Origin of the sequence: Microcoleus asticus IPMA8 (assembly GCF_013179805.1) — a bacterium.
In the GTDB taxonomy this organism is placed as follows: Bacteria; Cyanobacteriota; Cyanobacteriia; order Cyanobacteriales; family Microcoleaceae; genus Microcoleus; species Microcoleus asticus.
Genome location: NZ_SRRZ01000092.1, coordinates 1 through 20,055, shown reverse-complemented (window position 1 = coordinate 20,055; position 20,055 = coordinate 1). Strand labels below are relative to the sequence as shown.

Genomic DNA, 20,055 nt, shown 5'->3' with positions numbered 1-20,055 from the left:
AGCAAACTATCAATCAACTAAGTCACCCAAATTATACTCAGTATTGTGAGTAATAGCAATTACATATTTTCCCAATTTGGGATCGAAAACTCCAACTGCACCGTAAAGATGAGAAACTTTGTGAACCAAAACACAAGCTACAGGTACAGATGCCGGCCCATTAATTTTAATTAGCCGCCCTCCCGACAATTCCCCAGAATTGCTCATTTCTGCCAAACGAGCCGCCGCATCTCGCACAATTTGGTCGTTTTGAGCAGCTTTTCCAAATCCAATTTTTAACACTTCACCCTGAAGTTCAATCTTGTAAGTAGTCATCAGCTATTCCCACTCGATCTCCCGGATTATTGCATACTATCGGAAACACCCCCTTCCGATCGCCCTTACGCTATAAAACACAATTTAAATCCCTCAACCAACCATGAACCCAACATTTTGCAATCCGCCACACCCCAGACTGCTAGAGGATTTCGCCAACGGAAGTCTCGACCAAATGCAAAATCTCACCCGCGCCATCAGGTTATGGGTTTTGGTAAGTTGGCTGTACAGCGACGAGGGATATATTGCCCTTAGCAGCCCCTTTACCTATGCTGATTGGCGCGAAGCTTTCTTTGGCAAAAATTACAAAGATGAAAAGCAGGAAGATATTCTTAACTATTCAGACCCGAATTGTGCTTGCAACAAAACAACGCAACAGTGGTTGACAAAATGGAATATATCTGTAAACCAGTGGCGGCATTCTTTGCGAAAACAAATAGCTATTGCCGATGCTGATTTAGACAAGCTCTTAGCAGAAAAGTTATTCGCTCAGGTGCGAAAATCGCTGCAAAATGACTTCGATTTATTGGTAAGTCGGCATTTGCTGCAACGGTTAACTAGCGTGACGGGTAGAAGTAAAAACTACCGCCGAGTTGACACAATACCGCCAATTTCCAGTCAAACAGAAAACCCCAATACAGACAACAATTTGACTCCAAAAACACAGGCTTATCTCGCTGCTACTTTGGGGATGTTTAGTTTTCTCGACCCAAGTTTGCCTTTATTAGCCGACCAATTTTCCGAAGAGGTAGTTGATGAAGATAATCACCGCGTCTTTTTGTATGTTGATTATCTCGTACCCGAATCTAGTCCCATGCAAGATGCTGTCGATCAATTTCAGAGCGAATTGCAGGAAATGTGGGATTCTCAAAATATCGCTCCTTTGCTATTAACTTATCGCAGCGCTCATCTAGATCAGATTAAAGAGTGCGTTGTTTATCCTGTTTGTATTTACTTTATGGATCGAGCTAAATATTTGTGTGCCTACGGCAGCACCCCCAGAGGTGAAATTAATTGGTACAAATATCGGCTCGATCGCATTATTTCAAAACGTCTAGAATCATTGGATTGGCAAGATTCTCGGGTTCCCCAATTACTCAAGGAAAAATATCAAGAAAATAACCTGCCAACTCCCAAAACAGTTAACGATATGTTAAAGGAAGCTTGGGGCTGCGATTTTTATAAAGAAACTGCGCTGATGGTATTGCGGTTCGATCGCACTTTTCATCAAAGTTATATGCAGGGAATCAGCATTCACCATACCTGTACCGCCATAGAGTACGATCGCGCCGCCACATTAATCAAACAATATACTCCCAACCCAGAACATCGATCGGCACTTTTACAAATCCTCCAGTCTCGCCCAACCGACGATGCTTACTACCAAGTCACTTACCGAGAGACAGACTACTACCCGCTGAGGTGGTTGCGCGCTTTAGGTTCAGAAGTCGAAATTCTGCTACCTTGGGACTTGCGACAGAAAATGGCCGTAGAAATCAAAAAAACTCGGAACTTGTACCAATAGTCTTTTGCTCGATAATTATCAAAGCTATTGTGGAAAACTTGCCGATTTCTGTGGAAAACCCCCCTTTTCCTGTGGAAAACAGCAACTAAATTAAGTGCGATCGCTCTAATTCCCTTGATAGCATTTAAAAAATTGGAGGAATTGCGATCGCAAAAACCGCCTTCATCCTTCATCCCTCAACCTGCTGTTTGCTGGAGATACAGCCTACATTTTTCCTCCTTCGTGCTTCCTCTTTCCTTCTTCCTTTTCTTCAGAATCGTAGCTAATTTGGTCGGACTCGTAAGCTGGCGGCTCAACGTGAATTAAGATGCGTACAGGGCTGAAACGTTCTTCCAAACGGGCTTCTACTTCTTCTGTAATCCGGTGAGCTGTTTCTACATCGACAGCATCCACAATCATGTGCATCTCAATAAATACTTGACGCCCTACAACGCCACGGGAGGCGATCGAGTGACAGTTGACAACCCCCGGTACATCGATCGCGATCGCGTGAATAACTTCCGGTGCGATCGCCATTTCATCCACCAACCAAGGCAGATTTTCCCTTAAAACCTTCCAACCGCTGCTAAATACCAAAACAGCCACAGGAAAAGACAAAAACACATCCAGGAATTGCAGTTGAGGTATATTCCAAACCTGCCCTTGCCAAACACCAATCAACCCGCCGATGACCATAATTGTCACCCAAACATCGCTCATGGTGTGCTGAGCGTCAGCCACTAAAATCGCACTACCAAGACGTTTGCCAACTCTGCGCTCGTAAAAAGTGACAAAAATATTAATCCCCAGTACAATCAGCAAAATCCACAATTCATTTGGGTATATTTTGACAACTTTACCCCCGTTAATCAGCCTTTCGACAGCACCGCTGAGAATTTCAAAACAGGCAATTCCCAGGAAAGCAGCAATTCCCAGAGCTCCGAGAGCATCAAATTTTTGGTGCCCGTAGGGATGATCGCGATCGGGCTGCGGGTTGGCATAATGATTAGTTACCAATCCTAAAATATTATTAGCGCTGTCCGTGACACTGTGCAAAGCATCTGCCAGCAAACTTAGGGAACCAGTCAGCAATCCCACCCCTGCTTTAATTGCCATCACCAGCAAGTTTAGCAATAAGGTAATTATTAAAACCTTGCGGACTTCGGAACGGTTATCGGCAACCATAAAATCTCCTCGATCGGCCGTCAAGTTTTCTGGTTTCTAGTTTAAAGCTTATCAAGTCATAACAGGTTAAAAGTATTGCGTAATCTAGCTTGCGACTAGATTTATCTTCATTAATTTAGGCTAGCTTCTTGAGATAAATTTTAATTAATAGCAGTTTCGCAGCCCAATTTAGCTGGCAGGTACTTCTTTTAGGTTATTGTATATTTTATCATTAACAATTGTATGTTAAATTGCATTGCCCATGTCTCTTTCTCCGCTGACACTGAATTTAGTCGAAGGTTCTGTCTCCTTTAGCTTTTCCCCGCAAGCCGCGCGGGATTTGCAAAACGAAATTGCAGCTTTGATGGAAAGCTTGAAAGCTGTAGCAGCCAAAACCGCTGGCGCTAAAGCTTCTCCCCAAAAACCCATGGAATATCGCTATGCAGGAGATGTCTTTGTGGAGGTTTTCTGCAACCCGAATATCTGGCCAACTCCTTTTGCTGCGAAAGTGCTGATTACGGTTAGGGACGATCGCGTGCGCGTGACCACCGAAGCCGAACTCAGCCGCCTGCGCGACGATCTCGCTCAGTATATCGAACAAGTCGGTTGAAATTCTCAACCTCGATCGTTTGTAGTTAATAGGTTGAATCTGAGTTCAGATGCCATTCTCAAGAACAGGCTTTCCGGCCTGTTCCACAAACATTAAATTTTCTTGTGGGGTGGGCTTCTAGCCCGCCCCTGAAAGACTGATTGAAAGGGGATAGCTATCTGCAGGCGACGCCGACCATTCCCACATTGAACCTGCATAATTCTTAGCACAAAATCCCACATCTGTCAAGGCACAAGTCAACCATGCAGAGCGAATTCCCCCACTACAATAACTCACAATTTGAGTTGACTGCGAAACTCCTTTTTGCTGCAAAATAGCAACAATCTCGCCACGACTCAGCAGTTGTCCTTGTTTGTCCATCAACTGTTTGTAGTAGAGGTGAACCGCACCACGAATGTGGCCGCCCCGCTGTTCTCCGTAAGGCGTTTTACCTGCATATTCTCGCCGCTCTCTGGCGTCAATAACTGCTAAATTATCATTGCCTAAAATAGCTTTCAATTCATCCCGCTGAATTTCCCAAGTCGAGCGCCGAGATATTACAAAATCTCCTGTTTTCGGTGGATTGTTTGCAGCTTTTATTCGATTAATTCCCGCTTTGATTAAAGCCCTATATCCTCCATCGACAAAAACTGCTTTTTCGTGTCCCAAAGTCCGCAACATCCAAACAATTCGCCCGTCTTCGCCCCACCCTTTCACGGAATCGGCAACGACTATGACAGGTTTGTCTTGACAAATACCAATTGCTTGCAGTTTTTGAGTTAACACTGTGTTATTTTCGATAATTTTTCCCTTGTGGGGAAAGTCCGATCGCGAAAATTCCTGCCAAGTTACGGGAATAGCTGGCGGGAGACGGCAAAACCATTTTAAAATAGGTACGCGAGCATCGAGCAGAGTAGCTTTTTGTTCCAGTAATTGCTTACCTAAATCTGCATTTACTATCCAGTTATTTGCTAAATTACACAGTAAATTAGACATAATTTATTGAGCAAGTTTTGCTGTACCAACAGCGCATTCTAAAACCCCTTTGGTATTAGTTGGATTAGGTGGTTTAGTCTTGCCAGGAGCAGCATTTACACACAAGATTGTTTGGGTCTTGTTTCCCACCAAAAAGACTCCCCCCACAAAACTTTTGAGATTAGCTTGCTTCGATACTCCGTAGTTAAATACAGCACCTTTTTTCACCATGCCAATCGAGTAGCTGTAATTGGCTGAGTTAGGTTTAACTTGGAGACCCATATAAACCAATAGATTGGAAACAGAACTTGTAAAACCTGCTTTTTCAGCATAGTAAACTTGCTGAGCTTTATTCATCGAACCCACAAATTTTTTGGCTTCTGATTCCTTAGCTTTAAGCGTTGGTGAAACTTGAGCTTCCGAGACAGGACTAAAAACAACTGGCAGAGTTAGAGCTGCGATCGCAACTTTGATCTGCCAGTTGCTGCTATAAATCCTGCTGATTTTCACAGATACCAGGTGGAATGAGCAGTTGAGAAACATATAATTAAACTAATTGTTTTGCCTGAAACTGTTTCAATGCCCCAGGAGCAACGGTGCCGTGTTCTGTGATTATTCCCGATATTAATTCCGCCGGAGTTACGTCAAAAGCGGGATTGTAAAATTCTACTCCCACAGGACAAATTCGCGTAGTTCCAACTTGATACATTTCAACTGGATCGCGTTGTTCAATAGGGATTTTGCTGCCGTCGGAAAGTTCAAAATCAATTGTAGATAGAGGCGCAGCGACAAAAAACGGGACGTTGTGAGCTTTGGCAACAATTGCTAAACTGTAAGTGCCAATTTTATTGGCAGCGTCGCCATTAGCAGCGATTCTATCTGCACCGACAACTACTGCATGAATCATGCCGAGTTTCATGCAGTGAGCGGCCATATTGTCGGCGATTAATGTCACGGGAATTCCTTCTTGCACGCATTCCCAAGTGGTCAGTTTGGCACCTTGGAGACGCGGCCGAGTTTCGTCTGCAAAAACTCTTCCGAGTCTTCCTTCTCGCCAAGCAGAACGAAATACACCTAAAGCAGTACCGTAGCCGGCTGTTGCTAATGCACCTGCATTGCAGTGAGTTAGTAAGTTCAATTTTTCGGGTGTAGCTGGCAGAACTTCTAAACCTTTGTCGCCGATATCTTTACAAGTTTGCAAGTCTTCTGCTTGAATAGTTTTGGCCATTTCTAACAAAGTTTTTTGCACTTGTTCGACGGAACCGCTAGTTTTCTCGGCTGTTTTGAGCATTCGCGATATTGCCCAAAACAAATTAACCGCAGTGGGACGAGTCGATCGCAATAAGTCCCCAACTTCTTCTAGTTTAGCGAGAAATTCGGTGCGATCGCCCGTTTCGATTTCCCTCGCACCCAAATACATCCCGTAAGCTGCGGCTACCCCAATCGCCGGAGCACCTCGGACTATCATAGTTTTAATCGCCTCAGCCATATCTTCGCAGCGGCTAATTTCAACTACACCGTATTCTTGGGGGAGTCGGTTTTGGTCAATTAGCACAACTCGGTCTTCTTTCCAAGTGACGGGGGAAACGGGGGAGTTTTGAGCGGTCATCGATTTCAATTATGTGAGGGACAAGTTTCTATGATGCCATGTTAGCGGCTATTCCTCTATGTTATGAGGGACACGCTGGATTTGCCAAAATCCCATTCCTGCGGTTTGAGATTTGAGATAGAAGAATTGCAGGATACTTACCACTCTTTCGGTTTGGAATTTGCGTAAAGTGGGATTCTTATTCACAAAAGTGTACTTAGTAAAAAACATAACATTAAGTTGTGTAAATTATGTTGATGTTTTTTGAATCATTTCTGGAATCGGGAACAAGCTAGTTGTACCAGCGGTCTGGTTTTTTTAAGTTGAGAATGAAAAAGTGCGATCGAGCAACTTTCCAGCTCCAACACATTGAAAAAAATCACAGAAATAGATGATTGTAAAGCTTTGTCTGTGCAACTTTTACTGAGTTGAAGGCGGGTTTTGTGGTAGCCGTATTTGTGGTGGATTGAAATAGGGGCTATCATCGCACGGAAACAACAAATTGAAAACCTAATTAGGTGCATGGGGGAACAGTAATTATGAAAAACCTACAAATAGTCTTCGTAGATTCAGCAGTTGAAGATTGGCAAAGTCTGGCCGCAGGAGTTAAAACGGGTACAGAGGTAATTTTAGTCGATCGGGCGCGTGACGGCATCGAACAAATTGCCGAAGCATTGCAGAGCCGCAAAGGTATAGAAAGCGTTCACATTATTTCTCACGGGGAATCGGGAAGTTTGCAGCTAGGGCAAACTAGCCTGAATTCCGACAATTTAGAAACATATCGCGACAGTTTTAAACGGTGGTTTTCGTCATCTGTCAACTCAATTCAAAATCGATTTGAAATTCTGCTATACGGATGTAACGTAGCAGCAGGTAAAAAAGGAGAAGCGTTTGTACAAAAGCTGAGCAAGTTAACAAAAGCTAATATTGCTGCTTCTGCAGATATTACCGGGAGTGCCCAAAAAGGCGGAAACTGGGTACTTGAATACGCTACTGGAGCGATTAGAACAGGATTGGCGATCGAGCCAGAAGTAATGGCAGCCTATGGACACACATTGGCTACTTTTACTGTGACTAATACCGCTGACGCTGGGGCTGGTTCGCTGCGAGATGCAATTACTCAAGCCAATGCCCTTGCTGGGGCGGATATTATTAACTTCAACATTCCCGCAGCAGGCGTTCAGACGATCGCGCTCCTCACTTCTTTGCCAATAATTACCGAGGCCGTAAGCATCGACGGCACCTCTCAGCCAGGATTCGCCGGCACCCCGCTGATCCAACTCGATGGAACCAATGCGGGGGCTACCACCAACGGCATACTCATTACCGGCAGTGGCAGCACCATTCGGGGACTGGCAATCAATCGCTTTCAGGGTTCTGGAATCTTCATTTTAGGTAATACCGCCACAGGCAACTCTGTACTCGGCAACTACATCGGCACCGATTCCAACGGTACCGCAGACTTGGGCAACGGTGGCAGTGGCGTAGTAGTTGACAATGCACCGGGCAACACGATCGGCGGGACTGCTGCGGGCGATCGGAATATCATTTCCGGCAACGATGCTTTCGGCGTGTTAATCAATGCCGCAGGTGCCACAGGCAACCGAGTGCTGGGGAACATCATCGGCACCAACGCTGCTGGTACTGCTGCGTTGCCCAATACCTTGACGGGCGTGCAAATATCGGGCGGCTCTAACAATATCGTTGGCGGAACCACAGTAGCCGATCGCAACTTGATTTCTGGCAATGGCAGCGCTGGCGTGTTTATCGATGGTGCCACAGCCACAGGCAACACTGTGCTGGGCAACTTCATCGGCACCGACATCAACGGTACCGCAGACTTGGGCAACGTCGGTTTTGGCGTGGCTATTCAGAATGCGCCCAACAACACGATCGGCGGAAATACCGCAGGTGCGCGCAACATCATTTCCGGCAATAATGCCTTCGGTGTACTCATTCAAAACAGCCCTGCTACCAGCAACGCTGCCACAGGCAACACTGTGCTGGGCAACTTCATCGGCACAGATGTCAACGGCACCGCAGACTTGGGCAACACCTTGACTGGCGTGCTCATACAGGATGCTGCCAGCAACACGATCGGCGGGACTGCAGCAGGCGATCGCAACATCATTTCCGGTAATGACGGTTTCGGCGTGCAAATTCTCAACGCCAATGCCACTCTCAACTCTGTACTCGGCAACTACATCGGCACCAACGCCGCCGGCACTGCTGCCTTGGCAAACAGTATTGGTGTAGTTGTAGACAATGCACCCAGCAATACGATCGGCGGTAGTGCCGCAGGCGCTGGCAATATCATTTCCGGCAACAGCAGCCTCAGCGCAGGTTTAGGCGTGCAGATTACAGGCGCCTCTGCAACAGGCAACACTTTGCGGGGCAATTTCATCGGCGTCGCAGCCAACGGTACTAGCCCCTTAGGCAATAGCTCGATCGGAGTACAGATTACCGCTGCGGCAACTAATAATGCGATCGGCGGTACAGCAGCAGGTGAAGGAAATATCATCGCCAACAACGGCAATATCGGCGTAGCTGTTGCCTCCGGTACCGGCAACAGCATCCAAAACAACTCGATCTTCGCCAACATCGGCATCGGCATCGACCTCGGCAACAACGGCATCACCGCCAACGATGCGGGCGACGCCGACACCGGTGCAAACAACCTCCTAAACACTCCCGTACTCACTACCGCTACCGCCAGTGCTGGCAGCGTCACCGTCGCGGGAACTTACAACAGCACCTCCAATACCAACTTCACCCTGCAATTTTTTGCTAACACCCCCCCCGGCACCCAAGGTCAAACCTTCATCGCTTCTGTCCCGGTAACTACTGACGCCGCCGGCAACGCTGCTTTCAATCAAACTTTCCCAGCAGCAGTCACCGCAGGCCAATTAATCACCGCGACAGCAACAGACGCCGCCGGCAACACCTCGGAATTTTCCGCACAGCCTGTTCCCGTTGTCGTACCGCTGAGTACCATCACCGGGATTAAATTTAACGACATTGACGGCAACGGTACTCAAACTGCCGGAGAACTTGGCGTCCCCGGAATTACTGTTTTTCTCGACACAAACGGTGACGGCATCCTCGGTGCCGGCGAAACTTCCGCAACTACCGGGGCCAACGGTGACTTTACTTTCCCCAACTTGCCCGCAGGTACTTACAGCGTCCGGGAAGTTGTACCGGCCAGCAGCCAGCCAACAACTCCCAACCCGGTTTCGGTGACTCTGGCAGGAGGTCAAACTACTCCTGCTACAGTTAATTTTGGCAACCAAGCAATACCCACCGTACTGGGCAGCATCACCGGGATTAAATTTAACGACACCGACGGCAACGGTACTCAAGCTGCCGGAGAACTTGGCGTCCCCGGAGTTACAGTTTTCCTTGACACTGACGGTAACGGCATCCTCGGTGCCGGCGAAACTTCCGCAACTACCGCCGCTGACGGCAGCTTTACTTTCCCCAACTTGCCCGCAGCTACTTACAGCGTCCGGGAAATTGTACCGGCTGGAAGCCAAACAACTACGGTTAACCCGGTTGCAGTGACGCTGGCTGCTGGTCAAACTACTCCTGCTACAGTTAATTTTGGCAACCAAGCAATACCCGCCGTACTGGGCAGCATCACCGGGATTAAATTTAACGACACCGACGGCAACGGTACTCAAGCAGCCGGAGAACTTGGCATCCCCGGAGTTACGATTTTCCTCGACACCAACAACGACGGCATTCTCGGTGCCGGAGAAACTTCGACAACCAGCGATGCTAATGGCAGCTTCACTTTCCCCAACTTGCCCGCAGCTACTTACAACGTCCGGGAAGTTTTGCCGGCAAACAGTCAGCCAACAACTCCCAACCCGGTTTCGGTGACGCTAGCAGCAGGTCAAACTACTCCTGCTACAGTTAATTTTGGCAACCAAGCAATACCCGTACCGCTGGGCAGCATCACCGGGATTAAATTTAACGACACCGACGGCAACGGCACTCAAGCTGCCGGAGAACTTGGCGTCCCCGGAGTTACGATTTTCCTCGACACCAACAACGACGGCATTCTAGATACAGGTGAAACTTCCGTTACCACGGGTACTAATCCTAGTGGCAGTTTCACTTTCCCCAACTTGCCCGCAGGCACTTACAACGTCCGGGAAGTTGTACCGGCTGGAAGCCAAACAACTACGGCTAACCCGGTTGCCGTCACACTGACAGCCGGTCAAACTACTCCTGCTACAGTGAATTTCGGCAACCAAGCAATACCTATTCCAACTCCGACTCCGACTCCGCCTCCGACTCCGACACCGCCTCCGACTCCGACTCCGACACCGCCTCCAACTCCGACTCCCACTCCCGTGCAACAAGGCAGCATCAGCGGTCTTAAATTCAACGACGGCAACGGCAACGGCACTCAGGAGTCGGAGGAAATCGGTCTTTCGGGATGGCAAATTTTCCTCGACGCTAACGGCAACAACTCTTTAGATTCGGGCGAAACTGCTGTTACCACTGACAGTTCTGGCAATTACAGCTTCAACAACCTCAACCCTGGCACTTACAACGTGCGGGAAGTGCAGCAGACTGGTTGGACGCAAACGACTACTAATCCCGCGCCGATTAATCTCGGTAGTGGCGAAAGTCAATCGAACGTTAATTTCGGCAATTTCCAAAATATTAGCATCTCTGGCAGCAAGTTTAATGACCTCAATAACAATGGGGTTTTGGACACTCAAGAACCGCTGTTGCCGAACTGGCAAATCTTCCTTGACGCTAACAGCAATGACTCTTTAGATGCTGGAGAAGTTAACACTTCAACTGATAGTTTGGGTAGCTACAGTTTAGCTAATTTAGGACCGGGAACTTATCAAGTTCGGGAAGTTAATCAACCGGGTTGGACGCAAACTACTGCCAATCCTGCTGATATTATTGCTGTCAGCGGCACTAATGTTAGCAATATTAACTTTGGCAATTCCTTCGCCCAAGTGCAACCGCCACCGCAAGCAGGACAAGATGCTGAGTGCATTTGTGAACAAATTGTTTTGCCCAGCATTGGCAGTGTTCGCGGCCCGAGTTCTGTCACTAATAGCCGCAACGGTACTAACGGCAACGACACTATTCTCGCCACTAATAACGGTGACGAAATAAATGGTTTTGACGGCGATGATTTGTTGGCAGGGTTGCGGGGCAATGATAATGTTTACGGCGGACTTAACAGTGCTTTCCCGGTTGGCCCAGATATAGACCGCGACTTGGTGTTTGGCAATGAGGGTAATGATTACCTAAATGGGGTTGCTGGAGATGATTTAATCTTTGCAGGCAAGAACGAGGATGTTGTTTACGGCGGCAAAGATGACGACATTATTTTTGGCGACCAAGAGAGCGATACTTTAATTGGCGACCAGGGTAACGATATTATCTACGGGGGAACTATTAACCCGTTCGACCCGGATTTGACTGGCAATGATTTGGTCTTCGGTTTGGCGGGCGATGACTTCCTCAGCGGGGAGAAAAATCAAGATACGATCGCAGGCGGTGACGGTGATGATACAGTGCGTGCCGGCAAGGGCGATGACTTAGTTTTCGGCCAATTGGGCAGCAATCTTCTATTTGGCGATGAAGGCAGCGATACTATCTGCGGTGGCGAGGGGGAAGATACAGTGTACGGGGATATTGGTAGTCCTCTTCCCATTGGTTCTGCTGGCGGACAAGACCAAATATGCGGCGGTTTGGGCAACGATTTGCTGTTTGGCAATGAAGGTCAGGATACCGTTAACGGGGAAACGGGGAACGATACTCTTTACGGCGGTAAGGATGAGGATAGTTTGCTTGGCAGTGCTGGGGACGATTTCTTGTTTGGAGATCAAGGGAATGATACTCTGATTGGAGGTACCGGGAACGATCGATTTATGTTGGGCATTGACCTCGGCAGCGAGACTATTGTAGACTTTCAATACGGTCTCGATTCGATCGGCTTAATGGGTGGTCTGAATTTCTCGCAACTGAGCATTGTTGCGGAAAATAGTTCTACTCTGATCCGAGTTACTGGTTCCGGTCAACTTTTGGCAACTCTCAACAATGTGCCTGCAAGCGCGATTACTGCCACTGATTTTGCTCTCTTGTAGTGCGATCGAGCTAATTAATTAGGTAAGAATATTGTAGGGACGATTGATTAATTGTCCCTACAATTTTAGGATGGTATTTATATTAAGTCTCAGCGATCGCAACACCTGGGAGTCTGGAGGGTTTACGAATATGTGCACTGGGAATTCGAGTTGTGGGTAAACTCGTCCCTAAAGGATTCGGATGCTTTCGGAACTATCGGCCTATATTGCGCTTCATGCGATCGAGTTCTTCGTCTGCTTCCCAGCGTTGAAACTTTTCTTCTAAAGGATCTGCCGCATTAAAACTGTTATAATTTGAACTCTGATTCCAACCCTTTGTATCCCAATTCTGCTCTGTTTTAGTGGTAGTGCGAGTTGCAGCTTCTGCTGCTTTTGCTCGGACTTCTTTGCGACGCAATTGAATTTGGCGGTACAGTTCTTTGGCTTTTTCAATCCGTTCTTTGCAGCCTTGCATTTGACCCCAGCGCTGATTTCCCTGACGCAGCAAAGCGGCTTGCCGCTCTTGGGCAGCTTGAGCTAAATCGAGCCTTTGAGCCGCTTTAGCTTTGTTGATTCGATCGTTCCAGCGCTGAATTTCTTGGGCGGCGGAGAGAATTTCTGATTGCAGTTTTTTCTCTTGTTTCTGGATATCGAGAATCAGTCGCAGAGTGTCTTCTTCTTGTTCCTTCAGTTGTTCTTCTATTGCCTGCAATTCCAGATGGGGATTGCTGCGCAAAAATTCTTCTAATCTGGTTTCTAGAAAGCGGCTGAAATCGTCAAATAAGCCCATTTTTTTAAAAAACTTTGAGTTTTGAGTTTTGCATTTTGCATGAATTATTTCGGGCAATTCAAAAGTTTTGCGTTTTGAATTTTGGCTGTGAATTACTCAACTTCTTTAACTCAAAACTCAAAACTCAAAACTCAAAATCATTTAAAATTTCTGCCCGACAAAAACCGATCGCACATCTCCTCCCTTGCGGATAACTGCTTCTTGATTTTTGATTTCTGCCAGCGTCCAACCGCTAGCGCCAATGCTTTCGCCGACATAAATTCTGCGGGCTACGCCGTCCACTTCAAACAAAGCGGCCGATCGGTCGCCCAACTCCAAAATCCCTACCAGCGTGTGCGCGGAAGTCGGCGCGCTGCTGACGGCCGGTGCGGATTGCTCGGGCGCGGGCGCGGATTGCTGGGCTGCTGGCGCTGGTGCCGGTTCGGTTTCGCGAGCCAAAATCTTCGGCTGGGGAGACTCCGAGGGGGAAGGGGAAGCGGCGAGGGGACTTCGAGTGCCGGCAGCGGCGATCGCGCGACCGGAGGCTGGAGCCGCCGGCGATGGGGAAACTGCGGCGGTTTGAGGAGCAGCCGGAGCAGCCGGAGCAGCAGCTACCGGAGCAGCCGGAGCCACAGTCACCTGAGCGGGGGGAGGGATGACTACGATTTGGGGTGCAGGTGCTCCCGGCTGCGCGCCGGCTTGTTCTAGGGCCTCAGCGATGCGGTTGACTGCTGTTGAAAGACCTGCGGTTGCCGGCGGCGCGCCGGAAATTTGAATGCTCGGCAGCGTCCCTGGGGTGGCAACTCCGGGAACTCCTGCAAGTTGCGGGTTGGGCTGGGGTGCTTTTTTTTGTTCGATCGCTTCTAGCGAGCGCTGCACGTATTCCACAAACGGGGTGTCTGGTGCTGTTTTGCCACTTGCTACCGGCCTCTCTGGTGCGGGGGCTGCGGGCAAGCGCACCAGTCCCGACCGGCTTGCCAGCCACAAGCCCATGACTAGCAGCAGCGATCCAAATGCTGCTCCGAGCAGGATTCTGTCGAATGATTGTTTGGGCTGCTGTTTTTTGGCTGTTTCTAGGGCGACTTGGCGGGCGATCGCTTCTACATCTTTTTCGGCTCGCTGTGGCTGGGGCGCCAACGGCGACAAAACTATTTGAGGTACCGAGATCGACTTGAGCGCCACGAATTCTGGCGCTACCGGCTCGGCTGGCAGTCCGCCACTGCCGTCGAATGCTCGATCGACTCCTTCAAACAGTTCGTCCATCAACCGATCGGCGTAGGACTCTACTGCCACTGCTTCGGGTGGCACTGTTTCCACCGTCGCCGTCACGGCGATCGGATCTGACGCTGATTCCAAAGACATCTGTTTGGCGATTACTTTTTGAGGCATAGTTTTCTGTTTGCTCCCGCTCCTCGACAACCCTGAGATTCTCAACTTCAGACTTCTACAGGATACTTGTGATGTTGACCAGTTCTTGGCTCAGAACAGGTCAATTGTATCTCACCCATCACCATATTTTTAGTCTTGGGCCAACTTATCTTGGCCCGATCGACTTTTGTTTTACCTGTTTTGGGCCTTTTCGCCCCTGTTTTCTGCTGCCAGTCTTATTTGCTTACCCTGACTTTTACTGCATATTCTACTGCTTTTGTCAATCCCACCCTCCGGGTTTTAACAGTTTTTGACACACAGCTTTACTTGAGGCTCTCGCAAAAACAGCGGGTTTTTTGTTAGCAGGAGCTAAACACAACACTCGGACAACCTAAATTAACCAACCCGTTCGGCTAACTCCAACCAGCGCTCAGTCGCCCGATCGATCTCCTGCGTCAACTGAGCCAAACGATCCGATAACTTCTTCATCTCTGCAAACCCGCTCGGAGCATTGTGAGACAAAATCTTCTCAATGTCTTCTTTTTCAGCTTCCATCTTCGGAATTTGAGTTTCTAATTGTTCGTATTCCCGCTTCTCATTGAAAGAAACTTTGGTAGTCTTTTGAGTGGAATTTGTGGATTTTGAATTGTTAGATTCAACAGTGCGTGTAACTTTTTCTTTTTCTTTTTGCCCTTTAATTTCCTTGGCTTCTTCGGCTTTATTGTAGTCTAAATACACGGAATAATTGCCGGGATACAAGCGCAAATTGCCGCCCGGTTCTAAGGCGAAAACCATGTCGATCGTGCGATCGAGAAAATAGCGATCGTGGGACACCACAATCACGCAGCCGTTAAAATCTTCGAGATAATCCTCCAAAACCGCCAAAGTCTGCACGTCCAGGTCGTTTGTCGGTTCGTCCAAAATCAGCACGTTTGGCGCACTCATCAGCACTTTCAACAGAAATAATCGGCGCTTCTCCCCGCCTGAAAGTTTGCTAATTGGTGAATACTGTTGGTTCGGTGGAAACAGAAACTTTTCCAACATTTGAGAAGCAGTAATAATTTCCCCGTCCGCCGTTTGCACCAACTCGGCCACACTTTTCAAGTATTCAATAACTCGCTGGTCTTCGTTCGGCGTCAAATCCTCTGAATGCTGGTCAAAATAACCGATATGAATGGTTGTGCCAATTTCGACTGTACCCGAATCCGGCTGAATGCGTCCGGTGATGATATCCATCAGCGTCGATTTTCCCGCGCCGTTGCAGCCAATAATTCCTATCCGGTCTTCGGGTGTGAAATTGTAGGTAAAATCTTTAATTAAAGTGCGATCGCCGTAAGCTTTACTGATATGCAGTAACTCAATCACCTTCTTACCAATCCGGCGGCCCGCTGTCGCAATTTCGACTTTGCCGTTGGCTGTTTTGAACTCCTGGGCGCGCATATCTTTAATGCGATCGATCCGAGCTTTTTGCTTGGTACTCCGCGCCTTCGGCCCGCGTTTGAGCCATTCCAATTCGCGCCGCAATACACCCGCGTGTTTGCGAACTGTGCTGGCGGCCGATTCTTCAGCTAAGGCTTTTTTCTCCAAGTAATAAGCGTAATTGCCAGCATAATTGTAAAGGTCGCCGCGATCGATCTCCAGGATGCGATTGGTAACGCGATCGAGAAAATAGCGATCGTGGGTAATCAGCAGCAAAGCACCGCGATAGCCGTTCAAATAGTTCTGCAACCACTCCACAGACAGCGCATCCAAGTGGTTTGTCGGTTCATCCATCAGCAACACATCGGGCTCGGACAACAAAGCCGTTGCTAAGGCAATTCGCTTGCGGTAGCCGCCGGACAAGTCGGCAATTTTCGCATCAAAATCCTCAATCCCCAACTTGGTCAAAATCAATTTCGCCTTGGTTTCCAAGTCCCACGCATCCACCTGATCAATGCGTTCAGACACCGCAGACAGACGCGCCATCAACTTGTCTGTATCGCCTTTGCCGTGGGAAAGTTGATCGGAAATTTCCTCGTATTCTCGCACTAAAGCCATTTGTTCGCCACTGTCGGCAAATACTTGCTCTAAGACAGTGTGATTTTCGTCTAAATCCGGCTGTTGCGGGAGATAGACAATTGTAGACCCTGGATTGACCCAGCGATCGCCAGAGTCGATCGACTCCATACCGGCAATCATTTTCAGCAGGGTTGATTTGCCGGAACCGTTTGTGCCGATGAGTCCGACTTTATCGCCTTCATCGAGGCTGAAGCTGGCATCTGTCAAGAGTTCCTTGATGCCGAAGTCTTTTTTGATCGATCGCAGAGTAAAAATAGTCATCTGTATAGAAAGTCATTTACCTGACTTAGTTTAACGCAAGTTCGATCGCTTCCGGTTGCATGGATATTAGATCCCAGTATAATGTAGCTTCAAGTTCATTGATTAGATAACAGTATGCAGATTAACTTAGTTCCGGTATGTGAATCTGGTAATCCCTACGGTGGCGAGATGATGAGAGATTCAATTACTCGTTTTAGGAAACGACTACTTGCTGTGATTGTTGTTTGTCCTGAAGCAGGTTTTGAATACTCAGGTGAAGAAGCCAGACCTGATAATATCACTCGTACCCATATTAATGCTGCAATAGCTTTATTTCGTGAACCAGGGACGATCGGTCAAGTTACAGGGTTCATTCATGAAAATGGAATGAACATTAACATATCGGGGACAGGTGGTCGGTATGGAAAAGAGTTCATGAAATGCTTGATCCAAAATGATATCCAGCCCTGCTTTTATCCTGTGAAACCAGTCTATGACCTATTCCAGGAATGGTCAGAAAAATCTGAGACTTTTTCTAGACAAGATTTAGATTTAGGTTTATCAACTCATGAGCGTCTGAAATGTTGGGAACAGTTTTTAATAAATGAGATTGTTCCGCATCTCTATACAGAAAGCATGGGTTTTCTCGGTTTAAACAGCCGAACAGGAACCTGGCAAAAGTCTTGGCAGGCAGATGAGATAGAAGAGAACTATACAGACAGAGATCAATTAGAAGCAATACTCTCTAATACTGATTTTCATCGTACTTTCTTGGATGAGATTGCAAGTTTGCGAGTATTGAATAAACTCAGGGTGCCAGACGCCAAAGCAAATAAAACTCTGAGAAGACATCTTTATGTTGGCGTAATAGCGTGCCTCGAAACTTATCTATCTGATGCGTTTATAAATACGGTCTTGTCAAATGAAAATTATTTAAGATCTTTTTTTACATCATTCAAAGACTTTAGAGAGCAAAAAGTGGGCATGAATGAACTTCTTGATTCTGCTAGCAAAGCAGAAGAAATAGCGAAGGAGGCAATGTCAGGAGTCATTTACCACAACTTACCTAAAGTAAGTAAGATGTACGAAGCAACACTAAATATTGAGTTTCCCAAATTCTCTGAAATTCAAAAAGCTGTATCAATAAGGCATGATTTAGTACATAGGAACGGAAAAACTAAAGACGGCGTAGAGAGTAGTATTGATAGCATTATGGTTGATAATGTTATTTCTCAAGTTGAAAGCTTCATTAGTGAAATAGACCAAAAATTGAAAGAAAAAGATAACCCTTCTGAGTCTTCCAGCGCCAGCTAAACTGCTAAATTAATGAGAAGGCTGAATGAAAACCGCGATCGCCCATGCCTTCCAATGTACTATAATATAGATACCAACCTTTGTTGGAGTATCTTTGTATGTCCTTGTTATATAGACGCAGGTGCTTATGTCTCAAGCAATTAGGCAAGACATCATCAATATCGCCGAAGAGCAGATTGACGAAATAAAGCAAAAGATTGACTACCATACTACAGAATACACCATCGAATTCATAGTCGATAAATACCTGGAACAAGATGGTGGAGGGATCGGTGAGATTTATATCCCTGAATTTCACAGAAACTTGAGATGGGATATTAATCATCAATCTCGATTCATTGAATCCATTATTATTGGTGTTCCTATTCCTGCCATGATTGTCGTAGAAATCTATGAAACTGGAAGACTAGAAATTGTGGATGGCTCTCAGAGGGTGAGGACTCTTGCAGCTTTCATGACAAATCAGTTGCAATTGAGTAATCTCCAAACATTAGATTCTCTAAATGGTTCCTATTTTAATGATCTCGCACCCTCACGCCAAAGAAAGTTTAAATATACTTCGCTTAGAATGATAATTCTCTCAGACAAAGCTGATGAAAAAGTAAGGAATGATATTTTCTATCGCATCAACACCAGTAATCTCGATATAACTCCTAATTCTAATAGTCTGCTACCAAACTCATAAGCCTGAGAATATGAAACCAAGAATTGACTATGCTAAGAATAAACTTTTAAGTCGCAGCCTATGAAAGAGTTCATCAGAGACTTTAACAGGCGAGTGGCAGAAATCCAGAAATATTTTGAATTAGTAGATAAAATTGAACAAATTGGTGCATTATCTTCTAAATCAATCATCTTCCCATCAGGTGAATATATTGTTGATAGCGAGATTCAAAAAATCTTGCAGTCTCATTGTTACCTGCTATTATACAATCTTGTCGAATCTTCTATCAGAAATGGTATAACTGCCATTCATGATGTTATTTTAGTCGAGCAATTAACTTATAAAGATTTAAGTCCGAAAATAAAGAGATTGTGGTTGCTGAACGATAAAAGTAAAAGTTTCAGAGACTCATATATCAAAAAGGATAACGTAGCTGACAATCTTCAGGAATTAATTAAATCGGTTTTGGATGATGAGATGGTTTTGTTAGATCCATCTAATATTCCCATATCGGGAAATTTGGATGCTAAAACTATCAAAGAACTCATAGATATGTATGGCTTCTTTGGAAATTTAGGAGTTGCGAGTAGAGAAATAGATGACATTCTGAATTTTGTGGTTAAGATTCGATGTGATTTGGCACATGGAAATGTTTCGTTTTGTGATGCTTCGAGTCAAATAGTTTGGAGCAAGTTAGTTGATGACAAAGATAAATTGGTAAAATATATAACTCATCTGCTGAATAATATTGATGATTACATTGAGAAGAAGAAATACAGAATCTAGCAGTCGATTTTGATGCGTAAACCTTCGCTAAATCGCGATAGCCAGTGGAGATTGAAAAACAAAAATACTCTGCGGTAAAATGAGGGAAAAAGCACGGATAATTCCCAAATGAACGATCGCTCCTCAGCAGATTTGATATCTGTGACAGAGTTACACCGCCAGCTTAATGACTTACTTAAGCAACTATCACCAGAACGATTACAAGTGCTTGCTGATTTTGTGGCTTACTTAGCCAATGCTCAAAGCGAAGCTGCAACTCAAGAACTTTTGGAAATTTCTGGATAGCTAGAGCAAGTTAAGCAAAATCAAGCAACTCTTAAAACTGATTACACAACCTGGAGAACTCTTCGCTCCGATTGATGAAGTTGTTCTCCATCCTGATGCTCAAAAGGTTTATGTCAATCTCGATCGCCCATGCCTTCCAATGTACTATAATTCAGATACCAACCTTTGTTGGAGTATTTTTTTATGTCCTTGCAAGAGCTTAAAGAAAAAGCCAGCCAACTATCAGTCAGCGATCGCCTTGCCCGGGAGCATCCCGGTTTTGCGCTTTTGAGCATCAAACGGATATTGATCCGTTAAGGTAGGCGCACCGAAGCTTAAGCATTTGATTGACATTT

General features: G+C 46.4%; 15 protein-coding genes. 7 read left to right on the top strand and 8 right to left on the bottom strand.

Annotated features, from left to right (window positions below):
• Positions 1-9: 9 nt before the first annotated feature.
• The gene (locus E5S67_RS22045; protein WP_172190514.1) at positions 10-315 is read right to left on the bottom strand and encodes a CRISPR-associated protein Csx3; all 306 of its coding nucleotides are present in this window, start codon (positions 313-315) and stop codon (positions 10-12) included.
• 103 nt (positions 316-418) lie between these two features.
• Here E5S67_RS22045 and E5S67_RS22040 point away from each other — a divergent pair, with 103 nt between their 5' ends.
• The gene (locus tag E5S67_RS22040; RefSeq protein ID WP_172190513.1) at positions 419-1,840 is read left to right on the top strand and encodes a TIGR03985 family CRISPR-associated protein; all 1,422 of its coding nucleotides are present in this window, start codon (positions 419-421) and stop codon (positions 1,838-1,840) included.
• Between the two features lie 204 nt (positions 1,841-2,044).
• Here the strand turns inward: E5S67_RS22040 and cdf31 are convergent, their stop codons facing one another.
• Positions 2,045-3,004: a CDF family zinc efflux transporter Cdf31 gene (cdf31, locus tag E5S67_RS22035; protein WP_172190512.1), complete on the bottom strand. Its 960-nt coding sequence runs from the start codon at positions 3,002-3,004 to the stop codon at positions 2,045-2,047.
• A gap of 241 nt (positions 3,005-3,245) precedes the next feature.
• Here cdf31 and E5S67_RS22030 point away from each other — a divergent pair, with 241 nt between their 5' ends.
• Positions 3,246-3,593, top strand: a complete 348-nt coding sequence (locus E5S67_RS22030; protein WP_172190511.1) for a hypothetical protein — start codon at positions 3,246-3,248, stop codon at positions 3,591-3,593.
• 117 nt (positions 3,594-3,710) lie between these two features.
• Here E5S67_RS22030 and E5S67_RS22025 read toward each other — a convergent pair whose 3' ends face one another.
• Genes E5S67_RS22025 through mtnA form a run of 3 tightly spaced genes read right to left on the bottom strand, consistent with a single transcriptional unit; the run spans position 3,711 to position 6,156 of the window.
• The gene (locus E5S67_RS22025) at positions 3,711-4,568 is read right to left on the bottom strand and encodes a sulfurtransferase (RefSeq protein WP_172190510.1); all 858 of its coding nucleotides are present in this window, start codon (positions 4,566-4,568) and stop codon (positions 3,711-3,713) included.
• 3 nt (positions 4,569-4,571) lie between these two features.
• Positions 4,572-5,057 carry a type IV pilin-like G/H family protein gene (locus tag E5S67_RS22020; protein WP_339382962.1) on the bottom strand — a complete coding sequence of 162 codons (486 nt, stop codon included), beginning with the start codon at positions 5,055-5,057 and terminating at the stop codon, positions 4,572-4,574.
• 37 nt (positions 5,058-5,094) lie between these two features.
• Positions 5,095-6,156, bottom strand: coding sequence for an S-methyl-5-thioribose-1-phosphate isomerase (gene mtnA / locus E5S67_RS22015; protein ID WP_172190508.1), 1,062 nt, complete (start codon positions 6,154-6,156; stop codon positions 5,095-5,097).
• Between the two features lie 518 nt (positions 6,157-6,674).
• Between mtnA and E5S67_RS22010 the strand changes: the two genes are divergently transcribed.
• Positions 6,675-12,257 (top strand): SdrD B-like domain-containing protein, encoded by a 5,583-nt coding sequence (locus E5S67_RS22010; RefSeq protein ID WP_172190507.1) that lies wholly within the window; start codon positions 6,675-6,677, stop codon positions 12,255-12,257.
• Between the two features lie 193 nt (positions 12,258-12,450).
• Here the strand turns inward: E5S67_RS22010 and E5S67_RS22005 are convergent, their stop codons facing one another.
• The 3 genes from E5S67_RS22005 to E5S67_RS21995 form a co-directional block, all read right to left on the bottom strand.
• A complete protein-coding gene (locus E5S67_RS22005; protein ID WP_172190506.1) occupies positions 12,451-13,026 on the bottom strand; it encodes a TIGR04376 family protein in 576 nt (191 codons plus the stop codon).
• A gap of 141 nt (positions 13,027-13,167) precedes the next feature.
• The gene (locus E5S67_RS22000; RefSeq protein WP_172190505.1) at positions 13,168-14,394 is read right to left on the bottom strand and encodes a hypothetical protein; all 1,227 of its coding nucleotides are present in this window, start codon (positions 14,392-14,394) and stop codon (positions 13,168-13,170) included.
• Positions 14,395-14,769: 375 nt separating this feature from the next.
• Positions 14,770-16,692, bottom strand: coding sequence for an ABC-F family ATP-binding cassette domain-containing protein (locus E5S67_RS21995; RefSeq protein ID WP_172190504.1), 1,923 nt, complete (start codon positions 16,690-16,692; stop codon positions 14,770-14,772).
• Positions 16,693-16,806: 114 nt separating this feature from the next.
• Between E5S67_RS21995 and E5S67_RS21990 the strand changes: the two genes are divergently transcribed.
• The 4 genes from E5S67_RS21990 to E5S67_RS21975 all read left to right on the top strand — a co-directional run bounded on the left by E5S67_RS21990 (position 16,807) and on the right by E5S67_RS21975 (position 19,720).
• Positions 16,807-17,985 (top strand): hypothetical protein, encoded by a 1,179-nt coding sequence (locus tag E5S67_RS21990; RefSeq protein ID WP_172190503.1) that lies wholly within the window; start codon positions 16,807-16,809, stop codon positions 17,983-17,985.
• A 127-nt stretch (positions 17,986-18,112) separates the two neighbouring features.
• Entirely contained in the window at positions 18,113-18,670 is a 558-nt protein-coding gene (locus tag E5S67_RS21985) for a DUF262 domain-containing protein (RefSeq protein ID WP_172190502.1), read from the top strand.
• 60 nt (positions 18,671-18,730) lie between these two features.
• Positions 18,731-19,435, top strand: coding sequence for an MAE_28990/MAE_18760 family HEPN-like nuclease (locus tag E5S67_RS21980; protein ID WP_172190501.1), 705 nt, complete (start codon positions 18,731-18,733; stop codon positions 19,433-19,435).
• A 108-nt stretch (positions 19,436-19,543) separates the two neighbouring features.
• The gene (locus E5S67_RS21975; RefSeq protein WP_246276916.1) at positions 19,544-19,720 is read left to right on the top strand and encodes a hypothetical protein; all 177 of its coding nucleotides are present in this window, start codon (positions 19,544-19,546) and stop codon (positions 19,718-19,720) included.
• The last annotated feature ends 335 nt before the right edge of the window (positions 19,721-20,055 follow it).